We start from the raw sequence: 12,149 nt of genomic DNA on the forward strand, positions 1-12,149 counted from the left end.
TACAGGTATGAGCCTTTCCCGGACGATATAGACTCCCCTCATGACCACGCCAACCCCCTGCTACCACTGTGCCCTGCCCGTCCCGGCCGGCAGCCGCTTCACCGCTGCCGTCCTCGGTGAAACCCGCGAGTTCTGCTGTCCGGGTTGCCAGGCCGTGGCCGAAGCAATCGTGGCCGGCGGCCTGGAAAGCTATTACCAGCATCGCAGCGAGTCATCGGCCAACCCCGAAGCGCTGCCGGTGCAGTTAGTGGACGAACTGGCGCTCTACGACCGCGCCGATGTACAAGCACCCTTCGTCCGCCACGAAGGCGAACTCGCCGAAACCACTCTGTTGATGGAAGGCATCAGTTGCGCGGCTTGCGGCTGGTTGATCGAGAAACACCTGCGCGGCTTGCCGGCGGTGGCCGAAGCGCGCCTGAACCTGTCCAACCATCGCCTGCACGTGCGCTGGGCTGACGCGCAACTGCCACTGAGCCAAGTACTCAGTGAGTTGCGCCACATCGGCTACGCCGCCCACCCGTATCAAGCCGACCGCGCCAGCGAACAACTGGCCAGCGAAAACCGCCTGGCCCTGCGCCAACTCGGCGTGGCCGGGCTGCTGTGGTTCCAGGCGATGATGGCGACCATGGCCACCTGGCCGGAATTCAACATCGATCTCAGCCCCGAGCTGCACACTATCCTGCGTTGGGTCGCACTATTTCTCACCACCCCTATCGTGTTCTACAGCTGCGCGCCATTCTTCAAAGGCGCGATGCGCGACTTGCGCACCCGCCACCTGACCATGGACGTCTCGGTCTCGCTGGCCATTGGCAGTGCCTATATCGCCGGGATCTGGACTTCGATCACCGGCGTCGGTGAACTGTATTTCGATGCCGTGGGCATGTTCGCGCTGTTCCTGCTGGCCGGACGGTATCTGGAACGCCGTGCCCGCGAACGCACCGCCGCCGCCACTGCGCAACTCGTCAACCTGTTACCCGCCTCGTGTCTGCGCTTGAGTGCCGACGGTCAGAGCGAGCGAATCCTGCTCAGCGAACTGCGCGTCGGCGATCAAGTGCTGGTGCATCCCGGCGCAATCCTTCCGGCTGACGGCAAGATCCTCGACGGTCAATCGAGCATCGACGAGTCCCTGCTGACCGGCGAATACCTGCCACAGCCGCGCACGCCGGGCGATGCCGTCACCGCCGGCACCCTGAATGTAGAAGGTGCATTGACCGTGGAAGTCCTGGCGCTGGGTCAAGACACCCGACTGTCCGCCATCGTCCGCCTGCTGGACCGTGCTCAGGCCGAGAAACCGCGACTGGCGGAAATCGCCGACCGCGCCGCGCAATGGTTCCTGCTGCTGTCGCTGATTGCCGCTGCCGTCATCGGCCTGATCTGGTGGGAACTGGATTCGTCGCGGGCCTTCTGGATTGTGTTGGCGATGCTCGTTGCGACATGCCCATGTGCCTTGTCCCTCGCCACGCCGACCGCCCTCACTGCCGCCACCGGAACACTGCACAAACTCGGTTTGCTGCTGACTCGCGGCCATGTGCTGGAAGGCCTCAATCAGATCGACACGGTGATTTTCGACAAGACCGGCACGCTGACGGAAGGTCGCCTAGCCTTGCGTTCGATTCGCCCGCTCGGCGCACTCAACAGCGATCAATGCCTGAGCCTGGCCGCGGCCCTGGAAAACCGCTCTGAACACCCGATCGCCCGCGCATTTGGCCGTGCGCCGCTCGCTGCCGAAGAAGTCCACAGCACGCCGGGGCTAGGCCTCGAAGGGTTGGTCGGTGAACAACGCCTGCGCATCGGCCAACCGGGTTTTGTCTGTGAACTCAGTGGCGCTGCCGTGCCGTTGATGCCGCATGAAGCCGGTCAATGGCTGTTGCTCGGCGACAGCCAGGGACCGTTGGCATGGTTTGTTCTCGACGACCGCCTGCGCGCCGACGCACCCGCGCTGCTCGCCGCCTGCAAGTCTCGCGGCTGGCGCACGCTGTTGCTGTCTGGTGACAGCTCGCCGATGGTCGCCAGTGTCGCCGCGGAACTCGGCATCGATGAAGCCCTCGGCGGCTTGCGCCCGGACGACAAATTGCAGGTCTTGCAACTGCTCCACAAGGAAGGCCGCAAGGTATTGATGCTCGGTGACGGGGTCAACGACGTGCCAGTGCTGGCCGCCGCCGACATCAGCGTGGCCATGGGTTCTGCCACCGACCTGGCGAAAACCAGTGCCGATGCGGTATTGCTGTCGAACCGCCTCGACGCACTGGTACAAGCCTTCAGCCTGGCTCGACGCACCCGTCGGGTAATCATCGAGAACCTGCTGTGGGCCGGGCTGTACAATGGCCTTATGTTGCCGTTCGCCGCCCTCGGCTGGATCACGCCGGTATGGGCCGCGGTCGGCATGTCCATCAGTTCGTTGACCGTGGTGCTGAACGCCCTGCGCCTGACCCGCATGCCAAACACGCCTGCGGTCAGCGCCACGCCAGAAACCCGCCCGCTGCCGGCCTGAGCCGCGTGGGCATGGAGTCCAGATGCCAGCTCTCTATGTGATGATCCCGGCCGCGCTGCTGATCGTGGCCATCGCCATTTACATCTTCTTCTGGGCAGTCGACAGCGGTCAGTACGACGACCTCGACGGCCCGGCCCACAGCATTTTGTTCGACGACCAGGACCCTAACCACAAGGCGGCCGTCGACGAGGCAAGCGGCCATCCGGCCAAACCGGACGACAAGGTCCCACCCCATGCTTGAGTTGGCGCCGCTGCTGGTGTCTGCGGTGATTCTCGGTCTGCTCGGTGGCGGGCATTGCCTGGGCATGTGCGGCGGTTTGATGGGCGCGCTGACCCTGGCGATTCCCAAGGAACAACGCAGCCGACGCTTTCGACTGCTGCTGGCCTACAACCTGGGGCGAATTCTCAGCTATGCAACGGCCGGCCTGCTGATCGGCCTGGCCGGTTGGGCGGTGGCCAACAGCCCGGCGGCGATGTTCATGCGCGTCATCGCCGGATTGCTGTTGGTCGTCATGGGCCTGTACCTCGCCGGTTGGTGGAGCGGCCTGACCCGCATCGAAAGCCTCGGTCGCGGCCTGTGGCGGCACATCCAGCCGGTTGCCAATAAACTGCTGCCGGTGTCGAGCGTACCCCGTGCGTTGCTGCTGGGCGCGCTCTGGGGCTGGTTGCCGTGCGGGTTGGTTTACAGCACGTTGCTGTGGTCGGCGAGTCAGGGCAATGCGCTGGACAGTGCGCTTTTGATGCTCGCGTTCGGGCTGGGCACCTGGCCAGTGTTGCTCGCCACGGGGCTGGCGGCTGAACGGGTCACGGTGTTGTTGCGCAAGCGTAGCGTGCGGATGGCTGGCGGCTTGCTGGTGATGTTGTTCGGAGTCTGGACCTTGCCGGGCCCGCATCAGCACTGGTTGATGGGGCATTAATCGACCTTTGATGCAAATCAAGATGCCCCACCGCGCCTCCCCATAGACTCGCTGACACTGCCAGCCTATCCGGGGGAATGCCCGCATGTTGCTCGACGCCATTCGTTGGGACACCGATCTGATCCGCCGTTATGACCTGGCGGGACCGCGTTACACCTCGTATCCGACCGCCGTGCAATTCGACGGTCATATCGGCACCTTCGACCTGTTCCATGCGCTGCGCGAAAGCCGTAAGGCTCTGCGTCCGTTGTCGCTGTACCTGCATGTGCCGTTCTGCGCGAACATTTGCTACTACTGCGCCTGCAACAAAGTCATCACCAAGGATCGCGGCCGGGCTCTGCCCTATTTGCAGCGTCTGGAGCAGGAAATCCAGTTGATCGCCTGCCACCTCGACCCCGCGCAGAAAGTCGAGCAACTGCATTTCGGCGGCGGCACCCCGACCTTTCTCAATCACGATGAACTGCGCCAGTTGATGGCACAGTTGCGCAAAAGCTTCAACTTGCTGGACGACGATTCCGGCGACTACGGCATCGAAATCGACCCTCGCGAAGCCGACTGGTCGACCATGGGCCTGCTCCGTGAGCTGGGTTTCAATCGGGTCAGTATCGGCCTGCAAGACCTCGACCCGGTGGTGCAACGGGCGGTCAATCGCCTGCAAAGCCTGGAAGAAACCCGCGCGGTGATCGACGCAGCCCGCACCCTGCAGTTTCGCTCGATCAACATTGACCTGATCTATGGCTTGCCAAGACAGACACCCGAGAATTTCGCCCGCACCGTCGATGAAGTCATCAACCTGCAACCGGACCGCCTCTCGGTGTTCAACTACGCGCACCTGCCGGAACGCTTCATGCCGCAACGGCGAATCAACAGCGACGAACTGCCGACACCGGCGCAGAAACTGGACATGCTCCAGGGCACCATCGAGCAGCTGACCAAGGCCGGTTACCGCTACATCGGCATGGACCACTTCGCGCTGCCCGACGATGAACTGGCGATTGCTCAGGAAGAATCGACCCTGCAACGCAACTTCCAGGGCTACACCACCCACGGTCATTGCGACTTGATTGGCCTGGGCGTCTCCGCCATCAGCCAGATCGGCGACTTGTATTGCCAGAACAGCAGCGACCTGAATCAGTACCAGAACACGTTGGCCAGCGCACAGCTGGCCACCAGCCGTGGTCTGCTGTGCACCACCGATGACCGCCTGCGACGTGCGGTCATCCAACAACTGATCTGCACTTTCAGCCTGGAATTCGCCCAGATCGAACAAGCCTTCAACATCGACTTTCAGGGCTACTTCGGCGAACTCTGGCCACAGTTGCAGGGAATGGCCGACGACGGACTGATCGAGCTTGATAACGAACGGATTACCGTACTGCCCGCCGGACGATTGCTGGTGCGTTCGGTGTGCATGGTGTTCGACGCGTACCTGGAACAGCAAAATCGCCAGCGGTTTTCACGGGTGATCTAGCAATCACCTCACTGCCGGTCTACTAAACGCTGATTAACGACCCTGCGACAAAATCGCCGCGTGCCTGAACGTCCTCCCGTGGGTTACCCTTACGGCTTATGTGTGTTTTCCCACAAGGATTGAAGAAATGTCCGAGCCAGTAAAACTGCGCGCTCATAACCAGGCCCATTGCAAGGATTGCAGCCTGGCCCCCCTCTGCTTGCCACTTTCTTTGAATCTGGAAGACATGGATGCGCTGGACGAAATCGTTAAACGTGGCCGCCCGCTGAAAAAGGGCGAATTCCTGTTCCGCCAGGGCGACACGTTCGATTCCGTTTATGCAGTACGCTCTGGCGCCCTGAAGACCTTCAGCCTGAGCGATGGCGGCGAAGAACAACTCACCGGTTTCCACCTGCCGAGTGAACTGGTCGGCCTGTCGGGCATGGACACCGAAAAACACCCGGTCTCTGCACAAGCCATGGAAACCACGTCGGTGTGTGAAATCCCTTTCGAACGCCTCGACGAACTGGCGCTGCAACTGCCGCAACTGCGTCGTCAGTTGATGCGCGTGATGAGTCGCGAGATTCGAGACGACCAGCAAATGATGTTGCTGTTGTCGAAGAAAACCGCCGACGAGCGCATCGCCACGTTCCTGGTCAACCTGTCGGCCCGTTTTCGCGCCCGGGGGTTCTCGGCCAACCAGTTCCGCCTGAGTATGTCGCGCAACGAAATCGGCAATTACCTGGGCCTGGCGGTGGAAACCGTGTCTCGGGTGTTCACTCGCTTCCAGCAAAACGAACTGATCGCCGCTGAAGGCAAGGAAATCCATATCCTCGACCCGATCCAGCTCTGCGCCCTGGCCGGCGGTTCGCTGGAAGGCTGATTTCGGCGAGTGCGGCTGAGCGAAACGGTTCAGCCGCCGTTATACTGCGTCGTTTGCACCTGCCAGGATTCTTCGACTATGGCCTTCGACTCCTTCGACATCAAATCCCTCATCCGCCCCGTGATCGACTTTCCCAAGCCGGGCGTGATCTTTCGCGACATTACCCCGCTGTTCCAGTCCCCCACGGCCCTGCGCCTGGTGATGGACAGCTTTGCCCATCGTTATGTCGAGGCCGACTTCACCCATATCGGTGCGATGGACGCTCGTGGTTTTCTGATCGGTTCGGTCCTGGCCTATCAACTCAACAAGCCACTGGTGCTGTTCCGCAAGCAAGGCAAACTGCCGGCCGACGTGCTGGCCGAGGGCTATGCGACCGAATACGGCGAAGCGTTCCTCGAAGTCCACGCCGACAGCCTGTGCGAGGGCGATTCGGTGGTGATGTTCGATGACCTGATCGCCACGGGCGGTACGCTGATTGCGGCGGCGAACCTGATTCGACGCATGGGTGCTCGGGTTCATGAAGCGGCAGCAATCATTGATTTGCCAGAGTTGGGCGGGTCGCAGCGTCTGGAAGATATGGGGATTCCGACGTTTTGCCTGACGCAGTTTGCGTTGAGCGATAAGTAAGGCGGCGCCTGCACCGACGCCTTCGCGGGCAAGCCTCGCTCCTACAGATAATGCGGTGCTCTTGTAGGAGCGAGGCTTGCCCGCGAAAGCGTCATCTGCACACCGCAAAGACTCAAAGCCCCATCTGCTTACTGATGATCTCGTTCATCACTTCCCGCGTTCCGCCGCCGATCGACAGAATACGGTTATCGCGGTACAGCCGCTCCACCAGGCTCTCGCGCATATAACCCAGGCCACCCAGAATCTGCACCGCATCGGTCGTAATGCGATCAGCCGTGTCGGTAGCAAAATTCTTGGCCATGGAAATCTCCTTGATCACACTCTGCCCCGCCGCCATTTTCGCCGCTTGGCGGTAAGTGAATTCCCGTGACACTTCCAGCGCCGTGGCCATTTCGGCGAGGCGATGCTTCAGCACCTGAAACTTGCCGATGGGTTTACCGAATGCTTCGCGTTGGCGAGCCCATTTCAAGCTTTCTTCCAGCGCCATTTGGGCGGTCATGTTGGCCATTAGCGCCAGCGCCAGGCGTTCGCTCTGGAAGTTGCCCATGATGCAGGCGAAGCCCATGTTTTCAGCGCCGATCAGATTTCCTACAGGTACCCGGCAATCGTCGAAGAACAGCTCGGCGGTGTCCGACGCCCACCAGCCCATTTTCTTTAAGCGCCGGCCGACCGTAAAACCGGGCGTGCCCTTCTCGATCAACAGCAGGCTGATGCCACCGAAACCCGGCGCACCGGTGCGCACCGCGACGGTGTAGAAATCCGCGCGGACGCCACTGGTGATAAAGGTTTTGCTGCCGCTGACCCGGTAGACGTCGCCGTCACGCACAGCGCGGGTTTGCAGGTTGGCGACGTCAGAGCCACCACTGGGCTCGGTAACCGCCAGGGCGCTGATTTTCTCGCCGGTGAGCACCTGCGGCACAACGCGATCGCGCACTTCAGGCCTGGCCCACTTGAGGATCGGCGGCAGGCCGATGTCCAGCGAGCCGAGCCCCGCCACCAAGCCGCCGGAGCCGCAGCGCATCAGCTCTTCGCTGGCGGCGACCTTGGCGAACAGATCGCCTTCGTGGCTGCCACCCAGGGCTTCGGGATAACCGATCCCCAGAATCCCCGCCCCGCCGGCCTTTTGGTAGAGCTCACGGGGGAAGCTTTCAGCTTCTTCCCACTGGTTGATGTCTGGCAAGATCTCGCGCTCGACGAAACGTCTGACGCTGTCGCGGACCAATTGGTGGCTGGGGTCGAAGTATTCCTGAAAGGCAGGCATGGGCAAGCTCCACTGAAGATTCAGCGAAGTTAACCGAGCGCTTGCTTGGTTTTCAAGAGGTGACACGGTAGAAGCTACAAAGCGATCGGCTTACGCCCGGCAAACGAATGCGCCAACGTCCCGCCATCCACCAATTCCAGCTCGCCGCCCAATGGCACGCCGTGAGCGATACGCGAGGCGATCAGGCTTTTGTTGCTGAGCAATTGGGCAATGTAATGCGCTGTGGCTTCACCTTCCACGGTCGGGTTGGTCGCAAGGATGACTTCAGTGAACGTGCCCGCCTCCTCGATCCGCGCCAGCAGTTGCGGAATACCGATAGCTTCCGGCCCGAGCCCGTCGAGCGGTGACAGATGGCCCTTGAGCACGAAGTAGCGACCACGGAAACCGGTCTGCTCCACCGCGTAGACGTCCATCGGTCCTTCCACCACGCAGAGCAAGGTGTCGTCGCGACGGGTATCGGCGCATTGCGGGCAGAGGTCATCTTCCGTCAGCGTGCGGCACAACCGGCAATGGCCCACCCCTTCCATGGCCTGGCTCAGTGCCAAGGCCAGTCGCGAGCCGCCGCTGCGATCACGCTCGAGCAACTGCAATGCCATGCGCTGGGCGGTTTTCTGACCCACACCTGGCAAAATTCGCAGGGCGTCGATCAGTTGGCGAATCAAAGGGCTGAAGCTCATGGGGAAAAGTCCGACAAAACAACGAGACGCGGTTTATACCCGCGCCTCTGTTTAGCGTCAATTACTCAGTCCTGGTCGACCCGCACAACCAGTTTGCCGAAGTTGCGCCCTTCCAGCAGACCGATGAACGCCTCGGGTGCCTGTTCCAGGCCATCGACCACGTCTTCGCGGAACTTCACCTTGCCGTCGCGCACCCACGGCGCCATGGCACTGACGAATTCCGGCTGACGGTCGCCGTAGTCGTCGAACACGATGAAGCCCTGGATGCGCGCACGTTTGGTCAAAATCGTCCGTTGCAACTGTGGCAGGTGATCCGGGCCGTTCGGCGCTTCGTGGGCGTTGTAGGACGCAATCAGGCCACACAGAGGAATTCGTGCTTTAGGTTTGAGCAGCGGCAGCACTGCTTCGAAAACCTTGCCGCCGACGTTTTCGAAATAAATGTCGATGCCCTCGGAGCACGCCTTGGCCAATTCATCGGCGAAGTTCGGGCTCTTGTGGTCGATGCAGGCATCGAAGCCCAACTCTTCAACCACATAACGGCATTTGTCCGCGCCACCGGCCACGCCGACCACACGCAGGCCCTTGATCTTCGCCACCTGACCGACCACCGAACCCACCGCCCCGGACGCCGCCGCAACCACCAGGGTTTCGCCAGCCTTGGGCTGGCCAATGTCCATCAGCCCCATGTAGGCGGTCAGCCCCGGCATGCCCAGCACGCCCAGCGCCATCGACGGGCTCGGCAGCCCGGGCGGCACCGGCATGATGTCGCGACCGTCGCTGATGCTGTGGCTTTGCCAACCGGTGGAACCGACCACCAGATCACCTTCGTGGAATTTCGGATTCAAAGAGCGCTCGACCCGACTTACAGCGGCACCGGTCATCACTTCGCCGATTTCAACCGGTGCGGCGTAGGACGGCGCGTCGCTCATGCGTCCGCGCATGTAGGGATCCAGAGACAGAAAAAGGGTCTTGAGCAGCACCTGACCGTCGGCCAGGTCCGGCAGCGCAACGCGCTCCAGGCGGAAGTTCTCCGGCGTCGGCGCGCCTACCGGGCGGGACGCCAGGACGATACGTTGGTTGAGGGTCAATGCGTCTGGCATGTGAGCGTCTCCTTTGATCGATGAATTCGACGGTATAGGGGAGCAGACCGTTGTGACGGTCTCGCGTTCGATGTTTCTGGTCCCGATCGTTCCAACGCTCTGCGTATGGCAGAAACAAAAATGCCAGGCGCGATGCCTGGCATTTTTTTTGTAGCCCATCCGACGCGCTTTAGCGAATCAGAATGGCAGTTTCATACCCGGTGGCAGTTGCATGCCAGCGGTCATGCCGGACATTTTGTCCTGGCTGTTGGCTTCGATTTTGCGCACGGCATCGTTGACGGCGGCGGCGAACACAGCCTCCAGCATCTCTTTGTCGTCTTCGCTCAAGCCTTCGACCAGGCTTGGATCGATGGTCACGCGCTTGACGTCGTGACGACCGGTCATCACCACCGTGACCATATCGCCACCGGCTTTACCGGTGACTTCGGCGTTGGCCAGCTCTTCCTGCATCTTGGCCATTTTTTCCTGCATCTGCTGCGCCTGCTTCATCAGGCCGGCCATGCCACCTTTCATCATGGGAATCACCTCAAAAGTACTTGGATAAAAACAGCGCCCGGCCCGTTCGGCCGAACGTCTTCAGTATTAGCCCTGAGTGACCAGGGTCTCGACAGGTTCAATAGTATCGTTACGGACCACCGCACCGAACTGCTGCATCATTTGCTGGATGAACGGATCACCGTGGATCGACTCTTCCGCCTCGCGCTGACGGTTCGCACGGCGCCGGGACCCGGCCTGGGCCGGGGTTTCCTGCTCGGGCTTGATCAGCTCCATGCTCAGGTTCAGCGTACGCCCATGAAACTGATTCAACGCATCGTTCAAGCGACGCTGTTGAGTCGCGTTGAACAACGCGCTGTGGGCCGGGTCCAGGTGCATCAGCCAGTTGTCACCCTCGACGGCGATCAGCGTGCAGTTGGCGGCGATACTGCCGGTCATGCCGGAGATCGGCAGTTTCGGGAACAGCTCCAGCCATTGCAGCGCCAGACCGGTGGCCGGCATGGCGGCCGGTTCTGGCTCGGGTTCCGGCACTGGCTCGGCGGTGTGTTCGCTGGCCAGTTCGTCGAGGTAGCTGTAGGCCGATTCCATATCCGGCTCGATGTAATCCTCGTCCAGCGGCGGCTCGTCGTCCAGGTCCATGCCCGGCGTCGCGGCGTCGACTTCGGCCACCGACGGCTCTGGAATTGGCGCAGCGGCCCACTCCGGCGCGTCCGGCACCACGCTGTCGGGGGTCGGCAATGGCATCGGCGCCAATTCGGGTTGTTCGGCAGCAGTTTCCAGCACCGGCTCGACGGCGGGTTCCTGAACGACTTCGGGTTCTATCGGGTCGTTCCAGGGCAGATCGACGATTGCTTCGACCGCTACTGCCTCAACCACAGGCTCGGGCACGACGACGGGCGCAACTGGCTCAGGCTCGGGCGATCGCACTGGAGCAACCACCGCAGCAACCGGCGCAGGCGCAACTGTTACCACTGCCGGTGCAACTGCCGTAGCGACTACCGGCGCAACAACGGACGCGGCAGCCACTGAGTTTGCGGAATCAACTGTGGCCTGGCTGATCCCCACCGGCTTTAGCGGTTGCCTCGGAGCGTCCGCGGTGTCTGCCGGTCGGAACGCGAGCATTCGCAGCAGGACCATTTCGAAACCACCGCGCGGGTCCGGCGCCAGCGGCAAGTCGCGGCGGCCGATCAGGCCCATCTGGTAATAGAACTGCACGTCTTCGGCCGGCAGCGCCTGGGCCAGTGCCAGCACCCGATCACGATCGCCATGACCGTTGTCGACGCCTTCAGGCAGGGCCTGGGCGATGGCGACACGGTGCAGCACGTTGAGAATTTCCGAGAGCACGCCGTTCCAGTCCGGGCCTTGTTCGGCCAGATGACGGACGGCTTCGAGCAATGCCTTGGCGTCGCCTTCGATCAGCGCATGCAGAACGTCGTAGACCTGACCGTGATCGAGCGTGCCGAGCATCGCCCGTACGTCGGCAGCCATGACTTTGCCTTCACCGAAGGCGATCGCCTGGTCGGTCAGGCTCATGGCGTCGCGCATCGAACCGTCAGCAGCACGGCCCAACAGCCACAGCGCGTCGTCTTCGAACGGCACGTTCTCGACACCCAGCACGTGGGTCAAATGCTCGACCACCCGCTCCGGCGTCATGTTCTTCAGAGAGAACTGCAAGCACCGCGAAAGAATCGTTGCAGGAAGTTTCTGCGGATCGGTGGTCGCCAGGATGAACTTTACGTAGGGCGGCGGCTCTTCAAGGGTTTTCAACAGCGCATTGAAGGAATGGCTGGAAAGCATGTGCACTTCGTCGATCAGGTAGACCTTGAAGCGTCCGCGGCTCGGCGCGTACTGCACGTTGTCGAGCAGTTCGCGGGTATCTTCGACTTTGGTCCGGCTCGCGGCGTCGATCTCGATCAGGTCGATGAAGCGGCCCTCATCGATCTCGCGGCACACCGAACACTCGCCGCAAGGCGTTGAAGTGATACCTGTTTCACAGTTCAGGCATTTGGCGATGATCCGCGCGATAGTGGTCTTGCCGACCCCGCGGGTACCGGTAAACAGATAGGCGTGGTGCAGCCGCTGGCTGTCCAAGGCATTGATCAGAGCCTTGAGCACATGGGTCTGGCCGACCATTTCGCGGAACGAGCGCGGACGCCATTTACGTGCAAGAACCTGATAACTCATCGAAAACCGTCGCAACGAAGGAACACAAGCGGCTAATGCTAGCGGAGCAAGGCCAAAATTGCAT

Annotated in this window: 11 protein-coding genes; 6 read left to right on the forward strand and 5 right to left on the reverse strand. The window is 61.6% G+C overall.

What is annotated here, in order from left to right:
* The first annotated feature begins 40 nt into the window (after positions 1-40).
* The 6 genes from ACYZTU_RS19555 (at position 41) to ACYZTU_RS19580 (ending at position 6,368) form a co-directional block, all read left to right on the forward strand.
* Positions 41-2,491 (forward strand): heavy metal translocating P-type ATPase, encoded by a 2,451-nt coding sequence (locus ACYZTU_RS19555; protein WP_461964807.1) that lies wholly within the window; start codon positions 41-43, stop codon positions 2,489-2,491.
* Positions 2,492-2,513: 22 nt separating this feature from the next.
* Entirely contained in the window at positions 2,514-2,732 is a 219-nt protein-coding gene (gene ccoS, locus ACYZTU_RS19560; RefSeq protein WP_429512557.1) for a cbb3-type cytochrome oxidase assembly protein CcoS, read from the forward strand.
* Positions 2,725-3,408, forward strand: coding sequence for a sulfite exporter TauE/SafE family protein (locus ACYZTU_RS19565; protein ID WP_461964809.1), 684 nt, complete (start codon positions 2,725-2,727; stop codon positions 3,406-3,408). Before ccoS ends, ACYZTU_RS19565 begins: the two co-directional genes overlap by 8 nt.
* Positions 3,409-3,496: 88 nt before the next feature.
* The gene (hemN, locus tag ACYZTU_RS19570) at positions 3,497-4,879 is read left to right on the forward strand and encodes an oxygen-independent coproporphyrinogen III oxidase (RefSeq protein WP_461971106.1); all 1,383 of its coding nucleotides are present in this window, start codon (positions 3,497-3,499) and stop codon (positions 4,877-4,879) included.
* Between the two features lie 127 nt (positions 4,880-5,006).
* Complete coding sequence (gene fnr / locus ACYZTU_RS19575) at positions 5,007-5,741, forward strand: fumarate/nitrate reduction transcriptional regulator Fnr (RefSeq protein ID WP_282380436.1); 735 nt, start codon at positions 5,007-5,009, stop codon at positions 5,739-5,741.
* 78 nt (positions 5,742-5,819) lie between these two features.
* Positions 5,820-6,368 carry an adenine phosphoribosyltransferase gene (locus tag ACYZTU_RS19580; RefSeq protein WP_449644301.1) on the forward strand — a complete coding sequence of 183 codons (549 nt, stop codon included), beginning with the start codon at positions 5,820-5,822 and terminating at the stop codon, positions 6,366-6,368.
* A 112-nt stretch (positions 6,369-6,480) separates the two neighbouring features.
* Here ACYZTU_RS19580 and ACYZTU_RS19585 read toward each other — a convergent pair whose 3' ends face one another.
* The 5 genes from ACYZTU_RS19585 to dnaX all read right to left on the reverse strand — a co-directional run bounded on the left by ACYZTU_RS19585 (position 6,481) and on the right by dnaX (position 12,085).
* A complete protein-coding gene (locus ACYZTU_RS19585) occupies positions 6,481-7,629 on the reverse strand; it encodes an acyl-CoA dehydrogenase family protein (RefSeq protein WP_461964811.1) in 1,149 nt (382 codons plus the stop codon).
* 74 nt (positions 7,630-7,703) lie between these two features.
* Positions 7,704-8,306: a recombination mediator RecR gene (recR, locus tag ACYZTU_RS19590; protein ID WP_461964813.1), complete on the reverse strand. Its 603-nt coding sequence runs from the start codon at positions 8,304-8,306 to the stop codon at positions 7,704-7,706.
* 65 nt (positions 8,307-8,371) lie between these two features.
* Entirely contained in the window at positions 8,372-9,406 is a 1,035-nt protein-coding gene (locus ACYZTU_RS19595; protein ID WP_461964815.1) for an NADP-dependent oxidoreductase, read from the reverse strand.
* A gap of 177 nt (positions 9,407-9,583) precedes the next feature.
* A complete protein-coding gene (locus ACYZTU_RS19600; protein WP_008028561.1) occupies positions 9,584-9,922 on the reverse strand; it encodes a YbaB/EbfC family nucleoid-associated protein in 339 nt (112 codons plus the stop codon).
* Positions 9,923-9,988: 66 nt separating this feature from the next.
* A complete protein-coding gene (gene dnaX / locus ACYZTU_RS19605) occupies positions 9,989-12,085 on the reverse strand; it encodes a DNA polymerase III subunit gamma/tau (RefSeq protein WP_461964817.1) in 2,097 nt (698 codons plus the stop codon).
* Between the last annotated feature and the right edge of the window lie 64 nt (positions 12,086-12,149).

It is taken from the genome of Pseudomonas sp. HLT2-19-2, from assembly GCF_054898005.1.